At 47.5% G+C, this 23,725-nt stretch carries 21 protein-coding genes and 1 riboswitch; of the genes, 1 reads left to right on the forward strand and 20 read right to left on the reverse strand.

Annotation, left to right across the window (positions count from 1 at the left end; translation table 11 throughout):
• Positions 1-355: 355 nt before the first annotated feature.
• A riboswitch (cobalamin riboswitch) is annotated at positions 356-534 on the reverse strand.
• Positions 535-610: 76 nt separating this feature from the next.
• The 4 genes from ACESZH_RS19185 to ACESZH_RS19200 are packed head-to-tail and all read right to left on the reverse strand — an operon-like array spanning position 611 to position 3,204.
• Positions 611-1,216, reverse strand: coding sequence for a molybdenum cofactor guanylyltransferase (locus tag ACESZH_RS19185; RefSeq protein ID WP_373218451.1), 606 nt, complete (start codon positions 1,214-1,216; stop codon positions 611-613).
• On the reverse strand, positions 1,203-1,691 hold the full coding sequence (locus tag ACESZH_RS19190; RefSeq protein WP_373218453.1) for a molybdenum cofactor biosynthesis protein B: 489 nt from the start codon (positions 1,689-1,691) through the stop codon (positions 1,203-1,205). Before ACESZH_RS19190 ends, ACESZH_RS19185 begins: the two co-directional genes overlap by 14 nt.
• Before the next feature lie 29 nt (positions 1,692-1,720).
• The gene (moaA, locus tag ACESZH_RS19195; RefSeq protein WP_373218454.1) at positions 1,721-2,695 is read right to left on the reverse strand and encodes a GTP 3',8-cyclase MoaA; all 975 of its coding nucleotides are present in this window, start codon (positions 2,693-2,695) and stop codon (positions 1,721-1,723) included.
• A 56-nt stretch (positions 2,696-2,751) separates the two neighbouring features.
• Positions 2,752-3,204: an MOSC domain-containing protein gene (locus ACESZH_RS19200; RefSeq protein ID WP_373218456.1), complete on the reverse strand. Its 453-nt coding sequence runs from the start codon at positions 3,202-3,204 to the stop codon at positions 2,752-2,754.
• Positions 3,205-3,324: 120 nt separating this feature from the next.
• Between ACESZH_RS19200 and ACESZH_RS19205 the strand changes: the two genes are divergently transcribed.
• Positions 3,325-4,167 carry a formate dehydrogenase accessory sulfurtransferase FdhD gene (locus tag ACESZH_RS19205; RefSeq protein WP_373218457.1) on the forward strand — a complete coding sequence of 281 codons (843 nt, stop codon included), beginning with the start codon at positions 3,325-3,327 and terminating at the stop codon, positions 4,165-4,167.
• A 15-nt stretch (positions 4,168-4,182) separates the two neighbouring features.
• Here ACESZH_RS19205 and ACESZH_RS19210 read toward each other — a convergent pair whose 3' ends face one another.
• The 16 genes from ACESZH_RS19210 to ACESZH_RS19285 form a co-directional block, all read right to left on the reverse strand.
• The gene (locus tag ACESZH_RS19210) at positions 4,183-5,292 is read right to left on the reverse strand and encodes a sulfate/molybdate ABC transporter ATP-binding protein (protein ID WP_373218459.1); all 1,110 of its coding nucleotides are present in this window, start codon (positions 5,290-5,292) and stop codon (positions 4,183-4,185) included.
• 1 nt (position 5,293) lies between these two features.
• Positions 5,294-5,989: a molybdate ABC transporter permease subunit gene (modB, locus tag ACESZH_RS19215; RefSeq protein ID WP_373218460.1), complete on the reverse strand. Its 696-nt coding sequence runs from the start codon at positions 5,987-5,989 to the stop codon at positions 5,294-5,296.
• 224 nt (positions 5,990-6,213) lie between these two features.
• Positions 6,214-7,083, reverse strand: coding sequence for a molybdate ABC transporter substrate-binding protein (modA, locus tag ACESZH_RS19220; protein ID WP_373218461.1), 870 nt, complete (start codon positions 7,081-7,083; stop codon positions 6,214-6,216).
• Positions 7,084-7,238: 155 nt separating this feature from the next.
• A complete protein-coding gene (locus ACESZH_RS19225; protein WP_373218462.1) occupies positions 7,239-7,766 on the reverse strand; it encodes an O-acetyl-ADP-ribose deacetylase in 528 nt (175 codons plus the stop codon).
• A 149-nt stretch (positions 7,767-7,915) separates the two neighbouring features.
• Entirely contained in the window at positions 7,916-9,031 is a 1,116-nt protein-coding gene (locus ACESZH_RS19230) for a hypothetical protein (RefSeq protein WP_373218463.1), read from the reverse strand.
• A gap of 487 nt (positions 9,032-9,518) precedes the next feature.
• A complete protein-coding gene (locus ACESZH_RS19235) occupies positions 9,519-10,454 on the reverse strand; it encodes an NTP transferase domain-containing protein (RefSeq protein WP_373218465.1) in 936 nt (311 codons plus the stop codon).
• On the reverse strand, positions 10,455-10,976 hold the full coding sequence (gene mobB, locus ACESZH_RS19240) for a molybdopterin-guanine dinucleotide biosynthesis protein B (protein ID WP_373218467.1): 522 nt from the start codon (positions 10,974-10,976) through the stop codon (positions 10,455-10,457).
• Between the two features lie 30 nt (positions 10,977-11,006).
• The gene (gene glp / locus ACESZH_RS19245; RefSeq protein ID WP_373218468.1) at positions 11,007-12,209 is read right to left on the reverse strand and encodes a gephyrin-like molybdotransferase Glp; all 1,203 of its coding nucleotides are present in this window, start codon (positions 12,207-12,209) and stop codon (positions 11,007-11,009) included.
• A gap of 15 nt (positions 12,210-12,224) precedes the next feature.
• The gene (locus ACESZH_RS19250) at positions 12,225-13,250 is read right to left on the reverse strand and encodes a molybdopterin-binding protein (protein WP_373218470.1); all 1,026 of its coding nucleotides are present in this window, start codon (positions 13,248-13,250) and stop codon (positions 12,225-12,227) included.
• A 41-nt stretch (positions 13,251-13,291) separates the two neighbouring features.
• The gene (locus tag ACESZH_RS19255; protein ID WP_373218471.1) at positions 13,292-14,887 is read right to left on the reverse strand and encodes an RNA-binding domain-containing protein; all 1,596 of its coding nucleotides are present in this window, start codon (positions 14,885-14,887) and stop codon (positions 13,292-13,294) included.
• 112 nt (positions 14,888-14,999) lie between these two features.
• Entirely contained in the window at positions 15,000-15,434 is a 435-nt protein-coding gene (locus ACESZH_RS19260) for an MOSC domain-containing protein (RefSeq protein WP_373218473.1), read from the reverse strand.
• Positions 15,435-15,466: 32 nt separating this feature from the next.
• Complete coding sequence (locus tag ACESZH_RS19265; protein ID WP_373218475.1) at positions 15,467-16,669, reverse strand: PP2C family protein-serine/threonine phosphatase; 1,203 nt, start codon at positions 16,667-16,669, stop codon at positions 15,467-15,469.
• Positions 16,656-18,383: a [Fe-Fe] hydrogenase large subunit C-terminal domain-containing protein gene (locus ACESZH_RS19270; protein WP_373218476.1), complete on the reverse strand. Its 1,728-nt coding sequence runs from the start codon at positions 18,381-18,383 to the stop codon at positions 16,656-16,658. The genes ACESZH_RS19265 and ACESZH_RS19270 overlap by 14 nt, the downstream gene beginning before the upstream one ends.
• Before the next feature lie 140 nt (positions 18,384-18,523).
• Positions 18,524-21,232: a formate dehydrogenase subunit alpha gene (gene fdhF / locus ACESZH_RS19275; RefSeq protein WP_373218478.1), complete on the reverse strand. Its 2,709-nt coding sequence runs from the start codon at positions 21,230-21,232 to the stop codon at positions 18,524-18,526.
• Positions 21,233-21,244: 12 nt separating this feature from the next.
• Positions 21,245-23,122 carry an NADH-ubiquinone oxidoreductase-F iron-sulfur binding region domain-containing protein gene (locus ACESZH_RS19280; RefSeq protein ID WP_373218479.1) on the reverse strand — a complete coding sequence of 626 codons (1,878 nt, stop codon included), beginning with the start codon at positions 23,120-23,122 and terminating at the stop codon, positions 21,245-21,247.
• Complete coding sequence (locus ACESZH_RS19285; RefSeq protein ID WP_373218481.1) at positions 23,119-23,601, reverse strand: NAD(P)H-dependent oxidoreductase subunit E; 483 nt, start codon at positions 23,599-23,601, stop codon at positions 23,119-23,121. The genes ACESZH_RS19280 and ACESZH_RS19285 overlap by 4 nt, the downstream gene beginning before the upstream one ends.
• Positions 23,602-23,725 lie beyond the last annotated feature (124 nt).

Consider the following 23,725-nt stretch of genomic DNA (forward strand, 5'->3'; position numbering starts at 1 on the left):
GCAAAGCCCTTTAAATGGACTTATAAAGGTATACCTTTGACGGTTTGATATTGCTTAATTATTAATGCAATGCTGTAGTAGTAACATTTGCTGACGCTGCCAGCATAGAAGCTGCAAGTAATAAGCTGAGTGCTTTCTTATTTTTCATAATTTTCAACCTTTCTCTTTCTGTATTTTTTATCAAAAACAAATCCGTCACCAGCGGCTCGAAATCTCTTCCTGCCCTCCCATCTCTATACATTAACGCATACTCGCACATGACACAAAAAAAGCACCATCTGCTTACACGCAAATGATGCTACCGTTTTTTGCATCAGAGCACACTTCCCTCTTCTCCTGCGTTACCATGAACCGTGGCTGCAAAAGTACAATAAGCAGGTCTTCTGGCTCACGCGGCAGTATAATGCGTCCCTTCCCACTACAGTGAGACACATTTGCCTTATTTGCGCTTACAGCGGCGGCACCGCACAGGATTTTCACCTGTTTCCCTTTTCATCGGTTCCAAAAACCGACACTTATTGCGTTGTCATTATAGCATATCTATATTAAAAAAACAACAAAAATGACAGGGTACAGAGAAACAACTTCCTGCTTCACAAAACCGAAAAACTCAATGCAAAGCATCTCCTGATTCCCTTAACAGTGCATCGTAAGCAGCCGGGTCGTTCACATTGGCAAAACAGATATCCGGCGCTTCGCTGGCATACGTTTCGTATCCCACTCTGCGTAGAAACGCAAACACAGAGCCTTTCCGCAGCGTGATCTCCTCTGCCATGGCATCCGCCAGCTCTGTCCGGTAAACACCTAGTAGCGGCTCTTCCTTTTCTCCATGCTGCAGGATCACAGCCGGAGCACTGGACGCAAGCGCTTTCCCGATCAGTTCTTTTAAAACCTCTTCCGGGATCATAGGCACATCCACCCCCAGAACAAGGCACTGTCCGTTTTTGGCCGCACGGAAACAAGCTTCCAAACCTCCAAGGGGGCCTTTGCCTAAGATGCGGTCCTCTACAATAGGCGCACTGCATGTTTTTCCGCGGTAACCGGAAACAAGGATATCTTCGATGCCAAGTGAGCGCCCCTTCTCAATCTGTAATTCAAGAAACGTCTTTCCGTGTATCATCAGGTCTGATTTATCCTTTCCCATGCGGCTGCTGGCTCCGCCTGCCAGAACTACCATGGATAAGCTCTCCCTCCTCATGCTTTTATTTTCTGGCACAATTGGTCGCCTCTCCCGTCAGGATCTCAAGGCCGTGGCGCAGCGCAGGCACGATATATTCCAGGCTCTCCCGCACTGCCTTTGGGCTTCCGGGAAGATTTACGATCAGTGTGGATTTTCTGATCCCTGCTGCAGCACGGCTTAACATTGCCCGGGGCGTAATGGTCATACTGTAAGCCCGCATTGCCTCCGGGATACCTGGTACGGCACGCTCTGTCACATCTGCTGTCGCCTCGGGCATACAGTCTCTGGGCGAAAATCCCGTTCCTCCCGTGGTGACGATCAGCTCCGCCATACCTTCATCTGCGATCCTTGCCATCTCCTTTGCCAGCATCTCCCGTTCATCCGGCAGTAAGACCGTATGGACTACCTCATAGCCATTTGCCTCCAGAATCTCCTTTATCACCGGACCGCTTAAATCCTCCCGCTTTCCTTCATATCCTGAATCGCTTGACGTAATAATCGCTGCTCTCATCTTCTTTTCCTTTCTTTCCAAACATTACCCTATCCGCCTATCTGGGACATGGCACGCACTTCATCCTGCTCTGTCTGCGCCTCATAAAAATTGTGGCTCACAGGCTTTTCCCAGATCACCGATCTGATTGCCTCTGTCAGTTCCCCGTCCGTGCAGCCTCCCCGCAGAAGCGCCCGAAGGTCGGTTCCCTCCTGAAACTGCAGACAGCCCTTCAGATACCCCTCGGCGGTGAGCCGGACACGGTTGCACTGGCTGCAGAATTTGTGGGTCACTGCACTGATAAACCCGATTTTTCCCTGAAAGCCTTCTATTTTATAATAATGGCATGGCCCGTTTCCAAAACGCTCTTCGATCAGCGTCATGGGACCATAGGCTTCTTCCAGGATTGCTTTAATGGATTCCTCATCCTGAAACGGAAATTTTTTCCCGTATCCGATGGGCATCATCTCAATAAAACGAACATGCAGCGGATACTTTTTTGCAAGACCCGCCATTGCCACAAAATTTTCTTTTTTCTTTACTGCCGGAACACAATTCAGCTTTACGGAAAGACCTGGACAGGCAAGAGCTGCCTCAAGCCCCTCCAGAACCTTATCCAGGCTGTCTCTTCTTGTGATCTGTCGAAACAGTTCCGGGTCCAGGGTATCCAGGCTGATGTTGATCGCGTCAATCCCCGCCTCTGTCAACGCCCCAAGCTGTTCACTCAGAAGTATCCCATTGGTAGTCAGGGTCACCTTTTCGATTCCCGGGATGGCTTTGAGCTGCCCCGCAAGCCAGGCGCAGTCTTTGCGCGCCAGCGGCTCCCCGCCTGTCAGTTTTATTTTTCGTACGCCAAGCTCTGCCGCACACTGGCTGATACGCAGGATTTCATCATACGTCAGGATCTCCGCGTGCGGAATCTGGTGGATCCCTTCCTCCGGCATACAGTACACGCATCTCAGATTGCAGCGGTCGGTCAGTGAGATGCGCAGATAATCGATCGTTCTGCCATATTTATCTAACATTTTATTATTTCGGGTTCACATAGTGCCCGCTTTTCCCCCAGTTTTTTCCGCATTTATCATAATGCCTGCGCTTCGTTTTCTTCCATGATAGTTATTTCATCACCCTCGGATATGATACCTCCATGGAGCACCCGGGTAAAAATTCCTTCCCGCGGCATAATGCAGTCGCCCATGATCTTAAAAATCTCACATCCGCTGTGGCATTGCTTTCCAATCTGTGTCACTTCCAGCACCACATCGTTACAGCAAAGCTTCGTTCCTATCGGAAGCGCCTTCAGATCAAATCCCTGAACGATCAGGTTTTCTCCAAATGCCCCCTCCTCCACAGGAGCGCCCTTTGCCTTAAAATCTTCAATTTTTTCATAAGATAATAAACTGACCTGGCGATGCCACTTGCCCGCATGAGCATCATTTTCCAGGCCGAAATCCTCTATAACCTTCGCAGAATGAACGTTCACCTTCTGCGTTCCTTTTTTCTCACTGATATTTACAGCCATGATCTTTCCCATAGTAATCCTCCCGTTACTCTTCACTGAAGATATTCCGCTTTTTCCCCGGCAACGATAATTGACAGTTACTATTATATCATATACAATAACAAAAAACACTGTATTTTATTGGAGGAAAACGTGTATATTAATGAACAGTATCATGACCTTCCATTATTAAAAAATGTAGAACATGAATATATCGGACGTGATGGAGAAGTTTATAAAGAGACTGAACCGGTGCTCGCTGAGCATCTGGTTGATGTGTATGTGAATGAGAAGCTTACAATGAAGCTGGTCTGTATTCCTGAATATCTGACCGAGCTTGTGCTCGGACGCCTGCTTACCGAAGGCATCATCCGTACCGCTGACGAGGTTGGACAGATATATGTATGTGAATTTGGTAAACGTGTCAGAGTTATGCTGAAAAATTCCGCCGCGCATGATACCTGCCCTCATGACAGTGCGCCAAAGGCTGATCCCGGTAATTATGTGGAGCCTACGCTTTCCTGCTGCACCGGAAATCATATTTTAAACGACTATTTCCTGACATATGCGGATATTCGTCCTGTCACACCGATTTCCTGGAAAACCTCCTGGATCTTTGACCTGGCAGATCTTTTTTCCAAGGGAATGCCCCTGCACAGCCAGACCTGGGCAACCCATAGTTGTTTCCTGGCATGTGAGGGCAAACTGCTTTTCCAGTGCGAGGACATCGGACGGCATAATGCTCTGGACAAGGCGATCGGCTATGCGCTCCGCAACCATATCGACCTGACAAAATGCGTTGTATATTCCAGCGGACGTATCCCTACGGATATGGCGATGAAGGCGATCCGCGCCGGAATTCCCATTCTTGCCAGCAAAGCATCACCCTCTGCCGAGGCAGTAGAGCTTGCAAAGGCATACCGCCTCACACTGATCTGTGCTGCCAGGCGAGACCGGATGAAGCAGTTTTGCGGTCCTGCTCCTGCTGATACATAATGCGCTTAGCCCGATCTATCTCAACAGCATAATATCATGAGGCTGAACCTGCACCCACACTTCCTGTGCCGGGTGCTCTTTTTTGCAGAATTCCTCCCAGCACTCCTTCGAGACTTCCATCCGTATCTGCCCGTTATGCTGTTCCGTAAGCTCTGCTTCACTGCTGTATGCTGCTTCTATGGGACGAAGCATGATCACAATGGAAAACACATCCTCCACAATTTTCAGGATACTGCAGCAAAAGGTATTTTTTTGTCCTGCCGCCTCTTCTGCCGCAACCGGATAAATATAGTGACTGCGGACTCCAATACAGGAAAAGCCTTCTGGCACTGCTCCCTCACTTTCAAGAGACACACCCCAGTCATCCGCAAATATTTCATGCTCTCCCTTTGCATGTGCCCGGGAAAAATTCTTACAGCCCGACAAATGCGCCGCTGCCCGCGTTTCCGGAACCTCAAAGAGCTGCTTCACCGGAATGACCGGACTGGATTTTCCCTGATCCATTACGCATACCCTGTCACAGATACGGTAAATCTCCGCACGGTTATGGGATACAAACAAAGTGTTTCCGCCAAATTCCTTTAGCACCTCTGAAAGCTCCAACTCCAGATTCCAGCGCAGAAACTCATCGAGAGCCGAGAACGGCTCGTCCAGCATCAGCATGCGCGGCTTTGACAAAAGGATCCTGGCAAGGGCAACCCGCTGCTGCTGTCCGCCTGAAAGCTGGGATGGCTTATGCTTCTCAAGACCTGTCAGGTAAAATTTGCGTATCATCTGCTCCACCAAAGCCTTCGCTTTCTTTTTATCCTTCTCGTACGCTTTCAGACCCATCATCAGATTCTGCTGCACTGTCATATTTGGAAAAAGCGCATAGTTCTGGAACAAAAGTCCCACATGGCGCTCCTGGGGCTTTAAATTAATTTTTTTATCAGAATCAAAGAATACGATTCCATCCAGCTCGATCCGGCCTTCATCCGGCTTTTCAATCCCTGCAATGCAGCGCAGCGTCATGCTTTTTCCACAGCCGGACGCGCCCAGGATTCCCATCACGCCACTATCCGCCTCAAATTTTGTCTGAAGGGTGAAGCCTCCGAAGTCTTTTTTTATGTCCACATACAATGCCATTTTACTTCCTCCCAGCCGCCGTGCCTGTGGGCTTTTTTTCGGTTTTGCCTTTCTTTTCCAAAAGGTTGACTGCCAGCAGCACCACAGCGGAAATTGTAACGTTGATCATGACCCACCGAAACGCCATTCCATCATCATTGGTGCGCCAGAGCTGGTAAACGGTTGTGGATATGGTCGCCGTCCTGCCGGGCGTGTATCCGGCGATCATGCTGGTCGCCCCGTATTCTCCCAATGCTCTTGCAAATGCAAGCACCGTACCTGCCATAATGCCCTGCCTGCAGGCCGGCATACGGATACGCCAGAAGATAAAGGTGTTGGACAGCCCCAGCGTTTTCCCGGAAAACGCCAGTGTCTCGTCAAAGCTCTCAAAAGCCCCCCGCGTCGTACGGTACATAAGGGGAAAGGCTACCACCACAGCGGCAAAAATCCCGGAATACCACGTCATTACCAGCTTTGTGTGAAATGTTTCCAGAAACCAGCTCCCAAACGGGCGGTTCGGTCCCATCAGCACAAGAAGAAAATATCCCACCACTGTGGGGGGCAGCACTAACGGAAGGGTCAGTATCACATCCAGTACACCCTTCAGTATGGGGGGCAGTTTTGCAATGTAATATGCAGCGAATACGCCTGTAAAAAATACGATCACACTGGATATCAGCGCGATTCTAAGTGAATTATATAGAGGAAACCAATCCATAGTATTCTCTCCTGACCTTGTATCAAAAATAGTATTCGAAAATTCCCACGCTTTCCCGAAAACACATGACGAAAAGATAAATTATTATTAGGGGGCTGCTTAAAGGCATTCATCATGTGCTCTCGGGAAAACAGGGCAAACCTGCCCTGGAATTCCGGAATATCCGTGATCTGCCGCCGTACAGACTGCAAATGCAGGTGTACGGCAGCCTTGGTTCGATAAATTTATGACTCTGCTTCTGTTTCCGCTTCAGCGTCAGCTTCCGCTTCTGTTTCCTCTGCCTGAACCATTGTAAAGCCAACCTCTTCAAATACCGCTGCACATTCATCTGTCTGCAGATAATCAAGGAATGCCTGGGCTGCCTCCGGGTTCTTGGAAATGTTCAGAACTGCTGCCGGGTAAATAACCTGACGGCACATATCGGATGTAGCCTCATCCACTACCGTAAGCCCTGCTGAATAAGCATCTGTGGCATAGATGATACCAGCATCTACTGCTGCCTCAGAAACCTGAGAGGTAACTTCTTTTACATTCGTTCCGTAGGTTACCTTGCCTTCAGCTTCAAGCTGCGCTTTATCAATTCCCAAATTCTCAAGGATCTCATCGGAGTAAGCACCTACCGGAACATCCTCGTTGCCAAGGCAGAGAAGAGAAAGCTTGTCAGTAGTGAGGTCATCAAATGACTCGATGCCAGCCTCATTGCCCTCCGGTACCACGAGAACAACTTTGTTCTCAACAAGATCGATCCTGCTGTCTTCTACAACAAAATCAAGACCTTCTTCATTTACAGAAGGATCTGCTGTAATGTCAAGCTGATTCATCTGCTTCTGTGCTGCTGAAATAAATAAATCACAACCAGCGCCTTCCTGAATCTGTGTTTTCAGAGTACCGGAAGAATCGAAGCTGTATATAACGGTCACATTCGGAGCTACCTCCTTATACATTTCTGCAATCTCGGTCAGCGTCTCAGTCATGGATGCTGCCGCAAATACAACGATCTCGACCTCATCGTCTGCGGATACTGGTACGCACATTCCTGCCGTCATCGCACATGCAAGCGCTGCAACTCCTGCTCTTTTCCATAATTTGTTCATTTTTGTTCCTCCCTTTATCAATACATCATCTGTATATTCCGTTATTTTTTTCAAAAAATAACGCTTGATTAAATTATACCTCACAAAACAGCTCCCGTCAATCAAAAGACGCTGCATATTTGTGAGGTATAGACATTTCAACTATCAATCATCTGCTATGCGTTCATAACTTCCTGATAAAAATTGTAATCATATTCACCAAAGCATACGAAACGAACTATGATTTCATAATCCTCATGCTCCTTCAGCCAGTCACGAACCGTTTTTACTGCAATCTTTGCAGCTTCCATTTTCGGATATCCATACACTCCTGTGGAAATGGCCGGAAAAGAAATCTCATGGATATCATTTTCACATGCCACCTTCAATGAATTCCTATAACAGTTTTCCAGCAAAATTTCCGGATTTTTATGGAAAGAATAAACAGGTCCTACCGTGTGAATTACATGGTGTGCTTTTAGATTATATCCTTTTGTAATCTTTGCCTCTCCGGTCCTGCAGCCATTTAACATCCGGCATTCTTCCAGAAGCTTTGGACCGGCGGCCCAGTGGATTGCTCCATCCACACCGCTTCCTCCGAGCAAAGATTCATTTGCAGCATTTACAATACATCCGCCAAAGGTAGTGATATCCCCAACGATCACCTCAATTTTTTGTTTCTCTGAGATCATTTTTTCGATCATAAGCCTTCTTCCTCCTTATCAGCTATAAAACCTTTTCTACTACCTGTTCTTTTTTGATATTAAACGTAACAGCATAAGCACGTTTCCATCGTCCGGTTCTGGCGATATATTCTGACTTTATTTTTGTGAGACATTTTTCTCCTCTCCTTTCAGTAAATACATGGGCTTGTTATACTGGAAATTTCTGAATATAAAAACACTATTGGCATTATCTGATAAACATTCTGTGTCAGAAAAACCCCTATATCCGCTCCCCAGAACAAATTTATTTCTGCAATAATTCCTCCAATATTAGTTAATAAAATGCTCTGGATCAACACGAAATAAAACGATGATCTGCTTTCGCTTTTTCGGAGCATGTATCCCAATAATCCCAGAAATGCAGCCAACAAAAACAGATATAAGTATTGATATTTTCTGTCAAAAGCATATCCCAGCCAGGTCATATGAAAATTCTGAACTGCCACTTTTCCCGGTATATCCAGCCATGTATCCCGATACTGCCCTGTAAGTATTGCCCTCCAAACATTCACCCGATATAAAAACCAGTTTGAAGCCTGGTACCCTTGATACCCTGATGCGGCAGATTCTGTTATACTCTGAAAAATTTCCCAAAGTCTTTTATAAGAAAAAACTGCCGCCATACCAACTGTCAGAATAGCAATTCGTCTTTTTTTCTCTTTTAAGCTTATCCATAGATCTTTCCAAAAAATTTCCGCATATACGATCATAAATATCATTGCAAGATACAGAATCGTCAAAGGTCTTCCTGAAGTAGCTTCCTCATATAAACAAGAATAATTGCTAAACCACATGGATCCGATTCCAAATACCAGGTAAACAATGCTCCCGCCCCGGGGACCCAGGCATCTCTTTCCCAATTTAGACAGTCCATAGCACCATATTACGTACCCCCCGATCATAAGCTGCTGCAATTCATAAGCAACCCAGCTTCCATTCATTAACAGCCATGCCAAATAAATAGTTACCCCCGCTAACGCAAATAAAATACCAATCCGAATCTTCGATTTTGACCAAAAGTATTTTGTGGCAGATAACAAAACAGAAAATAGTAGAACTACCGCAATCCGTAATAAGTACCAATTTATAAATCCGGATTCTGTTCTGACTATATTGTAGTCCGGATATTTCCATGTCCTGGTTTCTGCCCAAGCCTCCAATACAATCACTGCTGCCAGTATTAAAATCATACAAAGCTTGTCCACAGCATTGTTTTTCCTTAAATGCTCTCTATTTACTTCCAAGCTGCATCCCCCTTTTTATCATGTCTTGATTATTGGAATAACTCTGTTCTCATCCAGACAGAAGAATCCGTTGTCGGTAAGTTCAATGGGAATCGGTGCAATCCAAGCCACCCTGAAGCGGGTCTGTTTTTACGGTAAAATAAATCACCGGTCTTTCATTTGCACAAAACCGTTACTCTCCAAAAATATTTGTGCTCTTCAGTAATCGAATTCCTCATCCCCAACTCATTGGTTAAAATACATTTAACAATTACTTAAAGGAAATTCTTTAAATTATGGGGATTTCTTGTATATTTTGCTCTTTTTAATGAAAAAAGGCATTGCAGATTTTAATACCTGCAATGCCAACAATTCTCCCAGGCCTACTACCCCTGAAAGGTCTTATTAGTGGTTTCCAACAGCTTTGCCAAATATTATTTATATTATAAATAATTGTTTGTGCAAATTCAATATAAATATTCCATTTTGTACGCCTGATATTATTAATTTATTGAAAATCCCGGAAATATACATCGAAAAAATTCCGGCTGATCCGCTTCAGATCTTCCGTCAATGCCCTGTAACGGTCCAGAAACACTCTTGCATCCTCTGTGAGCGTGGACTTTCCGCCGTGCTTTCCGCCGTTTACACGGTCTACAAACTTGAATCCCATCTGCGCTTCCACCTTATTGATCATTTTCCAGCATTTGGTATAAGACATCTGCATTTTTGCCGCAGCAGCCTGAATGGATCCGGTTTCATCAATGTTTCTAAGCAGCCAGTACACTCCCGGGCCGAAAAAATCTTCTTCCCTGGTAAGCATTACCTTAAGCTTAAGCTGCAGGGCATTTGCATCCCGCAATTCACGGACATAGTTCTCCACACGCTCCAGCCCATTTTCGCCTGCCAGCGAATACAAAATGCCGGCATCCTCCACCGCAAGCTCTGCCCATTGGGAAGCTTCCGGCGAAACCGGTACAGAAGTGTTGTCTTCTGCTCCTGCCTTTCCAAAGACCTGCAGCCGCGGCCACCCCGCTGTCCCCTGATATACAGGCGCCGAGGATTTCCTGCACTCTATAAGCTTCTCTGCTGTCTCAATGGAAAAGGCAGGATATTCCACCGGCACGATCAGAACCCGTTCGCAAAGCGTTGCCGCAAATTCCAGTCCTGTTGCCAGAGTTTCCGCATAGCTATGCGTTTCAAACAGTTCATCCTCACAGAATACAACTCCATTGTGGCTCAGATGGTTTTTCAGTACCTCCTGCTGATAGCCGCACAGCACAATGATCGGAGTGACTCCCGCCTTCCGCAACTTAAAAATCTCACGCTTGATCACCGTTGTGCCGTCCAGATGCTGCATGGGCAGAAATACCGGCATATCCTCGTTATCTCTGTTTTCCATATCAGGATTTAATGAAGCGACAATCAAAGCTCCCGTTTTCATTTACTCCTCCCGTTTCTCTGCCATATGCTTTTGGATAAATTCCGCAACCTTCTCCGGTTCCTCCAGAGGAAGCAGCGGGATTTCCTCTTGATCCCGTTCCAGCTCCTCCGGCGGTAAATTCGTAGCGATTGCCAGGAGATTATAACCTCCGCATACACTTTTTGCAGAATTTCCCTTTCGTACTACTTCGATTTTCGGATAGGGACAGTGCTTAAAACCTTCCAGCAGGATCATATCCGCCTCAGGGAACAACTCCATAAGCTGTCCTTCGGACACATCCTTCTGCCGCTTTACGATCATATATTTTTCGGAAGAAACGACGGCTGTTCCGTATGCTCCTGCATGAAACTGTTTATAGGTATCTGTACCCGGCACATCCGCATCAAAATCATGTCCGTCATGCTTGATCACAGCCACTTTCATTCCCCTTTCTGAAAAAATCTCAAGCAGCCTGCAGATCAGTGTTGTCTTTCCGGAATTTTTCACGCCGCTGACAGCAAATATTTTCCCGCGTTCCTTCATGTTCTTCCTCCTGAATCCTGCGAAGACACCTTATAATAAAATTGCCTCAACCTCAGCTCCCGCTGCAGCCGACCCTCCCGGCCCTATATCCAGCAGGCAGTTGCAGCCTGCCATAGAGCTGAGTACGCCGTTTGAGTGAAGGCCGTCCGGAAGCCGGAAGCTTCCATCCTCATAAATTGCCCGCACCATCCTGCGTCCGCGGATCGGTTTCTGGAAAGAGTCCTTCAGGATTCCCTTTACGCGCACCAGCTTCAGCATATCATCCTGCATCATTTTGTGCAGCAGCGGACGTATCAGAAGCTCTGCTGTCACTGCCACGCCGAAGGGATTGCCGGACAAGCTGATAATCGGCACACCCTGATACACGGAAAACAACGTGGGCATTCCCGGTTTTATCTGGACACGCCAGAATATGCGCTGCGCTCCGATCCGCTGCAGCGACGCGTGCATAATATCTTTTTTTCCCACGGAAACTCCGCCTGTGGTAATAATCACGTCCGCCTCCTTTGCCGCCCGGCAAAGCGTCTCCGCCATAACTGCCTCATCGTCCTCAATGGCTGCGGCATAGGAAGGTCGGATGCCGAAATCCTGCATTCTTGCAGCCAGCATAGTCAGATTGCTGTTGTAAATCTTTCCTGGCGGCAATGCTTTTCCCGGCTCCACCACCTCATCCCCGGAGGTCAGAAGCACCACTTTAGGCTGGCGGTACACAGCTACCCGGTCTACTCCCATGCCAGCCAGAACAGCCGCTTCCACATAGCCAAGCCTGGTGCCTTTTTTCAGCAGAACGCTCCCCTTCTTAAAATCCTCTCCTGCAAAGCAGTAGTTGTCCCATTTTTTCAGGGAGCAGTAAACCGCTACAGTTTCCTCCCCGTAGTCTGTATCCTCCTGACGGATACAGCAGTCGCATCCCGGAGGAATCGCTGCTCCCGTCATAATCCGAACAGCCTGTCCCGGTTTTACTTCCCGTTCCGAATACTGTCCTGCGTCAATCTCTTCTGTTACTGTCAGCATGACCGGATTCTTCGGCGCTGCTCCCTTCAGATCCTCCGCCCGGCACGCGTAGCCGTCAACCGGAGAGCGGTCAAAGGGAGGATTGTCAAAAGCCGCCGCCATATCCTGTGCAAGAATACGGCCCGGCGATTCCAGAAGACCAACTTCCTCTGTTTCCGTGATCACGGATGTGTGCGCCAGGATCAGTTCCACAGCTTGTTCTACCGTAACTCCTTCCATAAATCTCCTTTCCGGTCATACCCCTTTGCCAAATCCACAGTCCGGATAATGGCAGACCTTACATCCAAGACAGAATCCGCCGTTGCCCATGTGCGCCAGATCCTTTTTCGTCACTTCGATCCCCGCTGCGATCCTGGGCAGTACCAGGTCAAATACTGTAGCTTTTGCATACATGACACATCCTGGCAGTCCCATAACCGGAGTTCCATCCTCAAAATATCCCAGCAGGAACATGGCTCCCGGCAACACCGGAGCTCCATAGGAGACAATGCGCGCGCCTGTTTCTTTGATGGCTCCCGGTGTTTTATCATCCGGGTCCACGCTCATGCCGCCTGTGCACACGATCATATCTGCTCCCTGCTCCTTCAGTTCCAGGATCGCATTTGTGATCTTTTCCCGGTCATCATTGCAGAGAATATGACCGCACACCTCAATTCCGTAAGCTGCCAGCTTCTCTACGATCACAGGAGTGAAGGTGTCCTTTATTCTGCCGTAAAATACTTCATTTCCGGTTGTCACAATGCCTGCCTTCATTTTTTTATAAGGCGTCAGGGAAACAAGCGGCTTCTCTCCCGCTGTCTCTTTCACAAGTTCCATTTTTTCCTTTGCAATGACAAGGGGAATCACGCGGGTTCCCAGAAGACGGTCACCTTTTTTCACCGCTGAGTTGGTATGTCTGGTAGCGATCATGATCTCGTCAATTTCATTGATCTCATCCAGGCGCGCCACATCCACACAGAAAACGCCGTCACAGTCTGCGACCAGCTCGATCTTTCCCTCTTTTACTTCTGTTGGGTGCATGTTGTCGTTTTTGCAGATGCCATATAAAACCTCCGCGGCCTCGTTCTCGTGCATCATGGACTCATCCTTTTCCCAGACGTAGAGCCTATCCTTACCCAAGGACAGAAGCACCGGAATGTCCTCCTCTGTCACCACATGGCCTTTCCGGAATGCCGTATCCTTCACCACATCCTTGATGATCCGCGTAATGTCGTGGCACAGTACATGTCCGACTGCATCTGTTGTGTCAATACATTTCATTTGTTTTTCCTCCCTATATTTACAAACAAATTTGTGCTTGCCTAATGACTGCGTTTAATGTATCTTCTGTTTTTTGTCGCTGCCGTACAGGTTAAAATTTCCGCATCAACTAATTCATTTAGCAATTGCCTTGTTCTTGCTCCTTTTAAGCCGATTTTTTCTGCCACTTGTTCTGTACTATACTCTACATTTTCATCCATGTTCGAAAGAATCTGCTTTTTTCTCTTTGACAAACTTAAAGCTTCAAAATTTACTGATTCTGCTGATTTTTCTGCTGATTTTTCTGCTGATTTTTCTGCTGATTTTTCTGCTGATTTCATTGTTGACAGTGTTTCAGCATCCTCTTTAACCATCTTTAACACAAGTATCACCTGATTAAGATTGGTATCCTCCGTAAGTTCCGGTTTCATCCACCCTTCTTTTTTCCAAGTATCAAGAATTGTCGGAAATCCAGAACCTGCATTATCGCCAAATCCAACCAGTCTAAGCATTGTCTGCATATGAGGATTCCTTGATTTTGAATTGCCACCACGATAAATATCCTCAAGTGGCAGTTTCAATATTCCCGGATTGGTAAACTCAAATCCTTCAGACTTCTTAATCACCTTCAAAACGCCTGCATCCATCAGATAATCCGCATGAATAATCAGATTAACAAAGGCTTCTCTGACTGCTTTATGCACCGGAGTCTCATCTATGCGCTGTATACCTTCAAGTTTGAACGGTTTCTTCAAATCTTCGGTCAGCTTCGGTGTAACCTTCATAAAAAAATTAAACAAGTTATTTTCCCATGTTCCATCATAAGTAATTCGATCATTCCAACGAATATCTGCCGTAACTTCGCTTTCATTTCGATAATCCATAAATACATTATCGAACTTTTCACGGATAGCCTGCCCGCTTCCAAACATCATAAGTCCTGCAAGTGTAAGCCCCTCTACACCTGTTCTTCTATCTTTTCTGTACCCGCCGAGTTTTTCAAGAAACGCTTTGTCATCAAGCGCGTTCCATACATGTCCATCATTTCTGATTTCAAAAATTTGACGATACTTTCTAAGTGTCTCCTTATCAATATCATCCATCGTGTAATATTCGATGATCATATTATCATTGCCTTCAGGATTCTGATCTCGAATCATCCCTCTGACTTCATGCCCAGTTGCATGATAATCACCTTCATGATTTCTTTTATATGTTCCCTTGTATGGATTTTCTCCAATATACACCGGACGCATATTAAAATCAGCCCTTGGCACCTGGATAACAATAAGACTGATTCCATTCTCTTCAATAACATAAACATTTTCATCTTTTAAAATGTTGACATTGACTTTACTGCCGTTAATTGTATTCCAGAAATCTTCTTTTTGCTTCTCCGGATTTTCAATACCCTGTATTATAAATCGTTCTTCTGGATCCTTTTTCGTCTTATCTTCCTTAACTCCAAGGATAATATAACCGCCTTTAGTATTTGCAAATGCAGAATATGATTCATAGGCAGACTTCGGAACACTGTTTTCCGCTTTTTTACATTCTACATCAACTTTTTCACCCTTGTAGATAAGCTGCTTTAATTCCTGCATGTCCATTTTATCACCTTCTTCCCTACATGAGCCAAAATCATGTATCTCTTTCAAGCCCCAAACATCCTAAAAGTCTCTCCGCATTGTCAGCATAATTCATACCTCTGCGCATAGGATCATTTTTTTGATTTAGAGGCCATCCACTATGGCGGATTAATATATATGCTCACTCACTTTGCAGACAGCACGCTGTCTCTTCTGCCAAAATGCCTGCCTTTTGCACCTTGCAGAATATAAAATATGGTTCCATAGGGGTACATACTTTTTCACCCTTATAGGCATCGGATGCAGGGCCACCTGCTCCTATCTTCACCACCTCAAGAATGACCTGGCCGCAGCAAAACCGATCTCCCAAACGGACTGTCTCCCAATCAATTCCGTCAACCACAAGATTTTCCCCGAATCTGCCGTAAAGAACTTTTTCTCCCATTTCTTCAAAATATGTCTTTACTCTCTCATACGGTAACAGACTCACCTGCTTTTTGTCAAACCCAAAATGAATATCTCCCACAAGCCCTTCCAATTCCACACGGCACTGATGAATATTCTGTGCGCTGGTCTTCCGTTCCTTACTGATACACACACATTTTAAGACTCCCATATAAGCTCCTCTCCATTTCGCAGTCCGGCCTTCTACAGCTCCCAGAGTGCAATGCGCACATTTTTGCCCGCGTTTTGCAGATGCCCGACTAAAAGCTCCGCCTGCTCTTCCTTCTTCTTCACAGATATACCAATTCCCTCATTCGCTGTATTTGATGCACCGCCGAAGAAAAGATTTACCTCAGTTGCCTCATCAAACAGCATTTTTCCCAGCATTGCCGCTGCGTCCTTCTGCTTTTTAAGACGATTATAATACATCCGGTCGGAAAGCCATTCTTCGCAGTATTCTAGCAGACGTTTCATCGTCAGATAGCCCTCTGTCACCAGCTCTACTCCTTCTATCCGGGAGCGCGCCGGAACGTCATTACACGCCGAATCCTGAAGCGTGATCACCTCTTTTCCAAGGTATCTGGCAGCAAATTTTGCGGTCGTACCGCCGCAGATCACGTGATAGCCCTCGCTGTTAAAGAAGGTCTGCAGATACTGTTCATCATGCTCCGCATTACGGGGCGGTCCAATCATAAGGTTGACGGTCTGCTTTTTGCGGATGCGCAGCACAATCACCGTGATATCGTCATCTGTTTCATTGAGATTCAGATCCACGCTTGCCTCTGCCACATATCCGGCCATTTCCTGCGCGCTCATGCCTTTTTTGTATTTACTCTGGCAAAAACGCACAACATCCTCTCTGCCCCAGCCACCGTTGGTGGTTTTTCCCATTCCTGCGTTTGTCACCCCGTCTGACATCAGGATCAGCATGTCCTCCTCCTGCAGCCGGATCGTACTTTGATGGATCACCTTATCCTCAATCTCCTCCACCTGGATCGGATATTCAAAAACCCTGCCGTCCCGTATCAAAATGGCATCCGGATTATCAAACTGATAAAGGCTCGCCTCCCTTCCCTGAATGTCCAGTACGGTAAAGGTGGCATACGCCATCTGCCGCACACTGCAGATAGGCAGTGTTTTTGCTGTTGCAGAAACCGCCTCCCCAAGAGGCACCCGATTGCTGATCATGGTACAAAGCATTGTCGCCGTGAGCGTGGACAGGATATTTGCCTTCACGCCGCTTCCCATTCCGTCAGAAAGGACCAGCACGTGGTTGTCATCCTTTTCCTGGATCTTATAATAATCTCCGCAGAGAAATTCCTTCTTTTTATTCAGGCTGACATGGCCGAAGTCCACACAAAGACCATCAAACTCCACATTCATACCATAATATTTATTTCTTTTCATTCTGGCGCTCACTCTCCATCAGGATCGTATTTTTCAGTTCCTCCACTGCCACCTTCGTGTCAGCCGCCGTCTCACCCAAAAGGCCAGCGATCTGATGTACGATTTTTAGCTGCTCTTCCATCAGACGGTCCGCAATGCGTGCTGCTTCCACCTGTGCTTTGTGAATCTCCTCACGGCGCACCCGGTCCTTTGTCACATCCTTCATGATACACAGGATCATACGGTTTTTCCGGTCATTCGTCATGACGCGGTCCAGATACCGTTTCTGCTCCTCCAGATATATTTCATCCTGCATCAGATTCCGGTCAAAGGACAAGATACTTGCAAGGCTGTAATCATCCATGATCTCAGACACAGATCTTCCGATCATCTCTTTTTTCCGCTGTATATTGAACAGATCCATAGCCGCGTGATTCATCTGGACGATCTTCAGATCATAGTCAACCGTCACCAGAAGACCCGGCATGGCATTAAATACTTTATTCGAGTAATCCTCCTGCCTTGCCTGCATGTAAGGAATACACATAGCGGCCTCAGCCTTATCCTGGCTGATGGCGATTGCCTTTTCACGGCAGGTGTCATAGCCGCAGGCACCGCAGTTCAGCTCATCCTTTTCGGAGTATTTTCCCATTTTTGCCAGAATATCGCGGATTTCCTCCTCGGAAACCAGTTCCTCCCTGCGGCGTGCAAAGGTGCCGAATTTTCTCGTCAGGCAAATATCGCTGTCAATGTGATAATCCTGCTCAAACTCCGGCTGTCCCTGTACAAGCGCCCCATTGCGCACAGCAAAGACATCAGCCAAAAGCCTGCGCTCCTCCTTCTGAAAGGACGGCCCCGCAATACATCCGTTTACACAGGCGTTCATTTCAACAAAGCAGTCCTCAAAGCCGCCCTCCTGCAGCTCCTTCAGTACTTTTTTGCAGGAATCCATGCCATTGATGGGCAAATACCTCTGTCCCTCCTGACGGTGCATGGAAAGGATCAGCCCATCCGGCAGCGCCACGGCTCTGGAAAGACAAACCTTCTCTTCCCCGGCTTTCTCTTCCTTCGGTATCCCTTCTTTTTCCATCCACTCAGAAAGCTCCTGCAGCGTGATCACATAATCCACATAGTTTTCCGGCTCTTTCATTTCAGCCATAGCGGAAATGCAGGGGCTGATATAGACAAGCTTTGCATCCGGATGGGATTCTTTCAGATATTTTCCATGACTCTGCATAACAGACAGCACCGGCGCCAGATTCGGCATAAGCTCCGGATAATGCTTTTCGATCAATTGCACGATAACCGGGCAGGTTGAGGAAATAATCAGCTTCCGTCCGGCTCTTTCCGAAATCACCTTCTCGTACTCTTGTTTCATCAGGTATGCGCCCTCAGCCGCCTCAAATGCCTCTGCAAAGCCAAGCTTTTTCAGCGCCTGGGACAGCCATGAAAAATCCGTGACACCAAATTTTGCCAGATATGCGGGATGTACGGACGCGATCAGCTTCTCGCCCCGCCCCATGGCAGCCTGGATCTCCGGTATCAGATTCTGCTCTGCCTTTGCATTTTGCGGGCAGACGATCGTACACTTTTCGCAAAGTATGCACTGGCTTTCTATGATCTGTGCCTGATGTCCCCGCACACGGATTGCTTTTACCGGACAATACCGCACACATTTATAACAATTTTTGCAATTTACCTTTTTAAACTGCAGGATAGATAGAAATTCCCCCATCTAAACTGTCGCCCCTCCTATCATGTATTTTCCAATGCCTGGTAACCAGCAAAACGCAGGAAGATGACTCCTCCTGCGTCATAACATTTTATATGGCAGTCCAGCCAGGCGCACCTGCCTGGCTGAACCGCGGGTATTCATTAAGCCTTTTCGATCTTAATGGCGCATACCTTATATTCCGGTATTCTTGCGTATTTATCAAGGGCTGCATTTGTCAGCCAGTTTGCATTTCCATCCGGGAAGTGGAATGGCATCCAGCTCTCACCCGGTGATGTCTTTGTACCCACACGCGCCGTAGATTCAATGGAACCGCGTCTTGAGGATACTTTTACCTTGTCGCCGTTTGCAATGCCAAGCTTCTCGGCATCCACGATGTTCATCTCAATAAAGGACTTGCCTTCAATCTCCATAAGCTCCGGAGTCTTTCCGGTCATAGCTCTCGTGGTATAGTGATACAGGATACGTCCTGTCATCAGAATGATCGGATACTCTTCATCCGGAAGCTCCGCTGACGGCACATACTGCGCCGGATAGAACCATCCAAGACCGCGTGTGAATTCGCCCACGTGCATGATCTTTGTGCCAGGATGATCCTTGGAGGTGCATGGCCACTGTAAGCCTCTGCCGCCCACCTCTTCGCTGTCAAGACGTTCGTGGCTGATTCCTGCAAAGCTCGGTGTCACAGATGCGATCTCATCCATGATCTGGGCAGAAGTCAGGTGCGGCTGCGGATATCCCATACGGTTCATCAGGTCAATGATAATATCCGTATCCAGTCTCATCTCACCTTCCAGAGTGACAGCCTTGCGGACCCTCTGCACACGGCGCTCCGTGTTGGTAAAGGTACCTTCCTTCTCTGCGTAGCTTACGCCCGGAAGGATCACATCCGCATACTGTGCTGTCTCTGTCATGAACAGCTCCTGCAGAACAAAGAAGTCAAGGCTCTTTAACGCCTTAATGATGTGTGAGGTATCCGGATCGGTAACAACCGGGTCCTCACCGTAAATATACAGGCCTTTCACTTCGCCGGAAATCGCTTTCGGGAAAATATCTGTCGCATGGGTACCGATATTCGGGTCAAGCTTAACGCCCCATGCCTTTTCAAATTTTTCTCTGACAGCCGGATCCGTTACTTTCTGGTAGCCTGGATATACGTTAGGCTGTGCGCCCATGTCGCAGGCGCCCTGCACATTGTTCTGTCCACGGAGCGGGTTCACGCCGCAGCCCTCGCGTCCCAGCTTGCCCACCATCATTGCCATGTTGGACATGGACATAACGCCCTCTGTACCTGTAGAGTGTTCGGTAACTCCAAGGCAGTAGATGATCGGTGCACGGTCTGCTTTTGCATACATAATGGCAGCTTTTCTCAGATCGTCTGCATCGATATGGCAGATTTCAGCCACTCGTTCCGGTGTGTACTCTTTTACGATCTCTTTTAATTCCTCGTAGCCTTCTGTGCGCTCTGCAATGAATTTTTCATCCTGAAGCCCTTCTTCGATGATGACATTCATGATACCGTTTGCAAACGCAACGTTGGTGCCCGGTTTCAGTTTCAGATGGATGTCTGCCTTCTTGGAAAGTCCGATGTCTCGCGGATCCACAACGATCAGCTTACAGCCGCGCTTGATCGCCTGACGAATCTGCATACCGACAACCGGATGTGCCTCCTCAGGATTGGAGCCTACCAGCATGATCACATCTGCATTCTTTGTGATATCCTCAATAGGATTCGTCATAGCACCGGAGCCAAGTGTCATCGCCAGACCGGATACGGATGCGGAATGGCAGACGCGGGCGCAGTTATCGGTATTGTTCGTGCCAAAGCAGCAGCGAACCATCTTCTGCACCATATAAATATCTTCATTCGGGGAACGGGAACATGCAAATCCTGCGAGTGCATTGGGGCCATACTGTTTCTTGATCTCCATAAATTTGGAAGCCACAAGGTCCAAAGCCTCATCCCAGGTAGCACGCTCGAATTCACCGGTTTCTTTATTCTTGATCAGCGGATATTTGATACGCTCCGGAGAGTGTACGAAATCAAAGCTTCCACTGCGCCCCTTTACACAGAGCAGACCCTTGTTGGATGGTCCGTCATATGCCTCTGTATCCACGATCTTACCATCCTTGACGATCAGATAATACTGACATCCTGTTGCGCAGTGCGGACAAGTGGTAAGAACCTTTTTCTCTACCTGCCATGGGCGGTAGTTCTTTCTGCGTTTCATAGACAGAGCACCTGTGGGACATGCCTGCACACAGTTGCCGCAGGATTCGCAGATACCCTCTGCCCATTTGTTTTCGTAATGAGCACCGATCACAGACTGGAAACCGCGGTCCATGGTGTCGATCGCGCCTCGTCCTACGATTTCTTTACATGTATTTACACAGCGGTGGCAGAGAATGCAAAGGCTTGGGTCATAGGTAAAGAATTTATTTGTATCGTCGATCTCACCAGGCTTCATTTCGCCCGGATAGCTTGTATGCTCCACGCCATACTCAAAGCAGTAGTCCTGCAGCTTACAGTCTCCGTTTGCCTCACAGGAGAAGCAGTGGATACGGTGGTCAGACAGAAGCAGATCCAGAGTTTTTCTGCGGTATTCCACCACCTTTTCAGACATGGTCTGCACCTCGTCGCCTTCTGCGCAGCGCAGTGTACATGCTGTATCAAACTTCGTTCTGCCGTTATTTGTCACTTCTACCACACAAAGGCGGCAGGAACCATCCGGCAGCACATTTTCCAGATAACACAGTGTCGGAATTTTAACACCGACTTTTTTCGCCGCCTGCAGGATCGTCGTACCTTTTTCGACTTCCACAGGGATCCCGTCTATTTTCAAATGTATCATAGTTCTCCCTCCTTAATTCACGTATACTGCGCCAAACACACAGTTATCCAGACACGTTCCACACTTAATACATTTGGAGGTATCAATGGTATGTGCTTCTTTCTTATTGCCTGTGATGGCATTCACCGGACAATTTCTCGCGCACTTGGTACAGCCCTTGCACTTCTCAGGATCAATTGCATATACCTGCATGGACTTACATACATGCGCTGCACATTTCTTATCTACGATATGTTCAACATACTCATCACGGAAATTCTTAAGCGTAGAGAGAACCGGAAGCGGAGCACTCTTTCCAAGGCCGCAGAGAGAACGGTCTTTTATGAAGCGGCCAAGCTCCTCCAGCTTATCCAGATCTTCCATCTCGCCTTTTCCGTCCACGATCTTTTCCAGGATCTCCAGCATACGTTTTGTACCGATACGGCATGGGCCGCATTTTCCGCAGGACTCTCTCTGTGTGAAGCCCATGAAGAACCGCGCTACCTCTACCATACAGGTATGCTCATCCATAACAACAAGACCGCCGGAACCTACGATGGCGCCGTATTTTTTAACGGAGTCAAAATCAAGAGGCACATCAAGGTGCTCTTCTGTCAGACAGCCGCCGGACGGTCCGCCGATCTGGACAGCCTTAAAAGCAGCGCCTTCCTTCAATCCGCCGCCGATATCAAATATGATCTCACGAAGAGTGGTACCCATAGGTACCTCAATCAGACCGGTATTCTCGATACTTCCGGTCAGAGAGAAGGTCTTCGTACCAGGTGAGCCTGCCGTACCGATGCTGCGGTACCAGTCTGCACCCTTCAAAATAATTTCAGGTATATTTGCGTAGGTCTCCACGTTGTTCAGAACAGTCGGCTTTGCCCACAGTCCCTGCTCAACTGTACGAGGAGGTTTTACACGGGGCATTCCGCGGCTTCCCTCGATAGAGGCTGTCAGGGCGGAACCCTCGCCGCAGACAAACGCACCTGCGCCGCGGTTAATGTGCATATGGAAGCTGAAGTCTGTGCCAAGAATGTTATCTCCCAACAGTCCTGCTTCCTCAAGAACTGCGATGGCGTGCTTCAGGCGTGCCACGGACTGGGGATACTCCGCACGCACGTAAATATATCCATGCTGGGCTCTTACTGCATAAGCTGCCAGCATCATACCTTCGATCAGACGGTAGGGATCGCCTTCCATAACAGATCCGTCCATAAACGCTCCCGGGTCACCCTCGTCGCCGTTACATACTACATAATGAACCGGATCAGCCTGGCGTGCCACCTGTTTCCACTTCTGGCCTGCCGGAAATCCTCCGCCGCCTCGTCCGCGGATACCGGATTTATCAACCTCATCCACTACAAGATCCGGGTCCATCTCATACATTGCCTTGCAAAGCGCTTCGAAGCCGCCGCTTGCTATGTACTCCTGAAGAGACTCTGCATCATATTTTCCGCAGTTCTTCAGCACGATCCTCGTCTGCTTTGCAATAAACGGAATATCATCCGGGCCTTTGCTGATCTTTCCGCCCTTCTGATACAGCAGACGCTCGATCACTTCATTTCCAAGGACACTCTGCTCAAAGATTTCTTCGCAGTCGTCCAACTGGACCTTTGTATACTGAATGACATCCTCGCCCTTCTGGATACGGACAAGGGGTCCTAACTCACAGACACCCTGACAGCCTGTCTTTTTCACGCCTACATGGGCTTTTTCGTCATGGGGACCAAATTCAATGGTAACTCCGGGAGCATCCTTTGCGATCTCCATAAATTTCTCATATATTTTCTGTGAACCGGTTGCAATACAGCCGGTTCCGGAACAGACAAGAATCCGGCAATCATAGGAATCCAGGACTTTCTTTGCCTCTTCTCTTACCTGCTGCAATGCTTCTCTGCTCTCGATCATGCCTGTCCGCCCCCTTTCAATGTGTCGATCAGCTCTTCCGCTTTTTCCGGCGTCATTCTGGGATGCACCTCATCATTCACCATCATAGTGGGTGCCAGTCCACAGGCGCCGAGACAGGAAACTGTCTCCACCGTAAACATCATATCGTCTGTTGTTCTCTTAGTTTTGCTGAGACCCAGCTTTTTGTACAAAGCTTCCAGCACCGGAATGGATTTACGCACATGACATGCAGTTCCGTCACAGACCTTGATCACGTACTTTCCTTTTGCTTCAAAAGAAAAGTTCTCGTAAAATGTTGCCACACTGTAAGCCTTGGCTTCCGTCACACCGATCTGTTCCGCAACGTACGACAAAAGCTCACCTGGCAAATACCGGTATTCCTCCTGGATATCCTGCATAATCGGAATCAGTGAGCCCGCTTTTCGTCCGTAACGCGCAATCACCTCATCCGCTTTTGCATAATACGACTGGTCAAGCATATAACCTACCTCCTTTGTTTTTTTGCAGCCCCATATAAGTTTCTGTTATACCTTACTCATATAGACATCATTATACACTATGACCAAATAATTTACAAGAAACGTTCTGATTATTTTTAAATTT

The organism is Ruminococcus sp. 5_1_39BFAA (assembly GCF_964240875.1).
Lineage (GTDB): Bacteria > Bacillota > Clostridia > Lachnospirales > Lachnospiraceae > Blautia_A.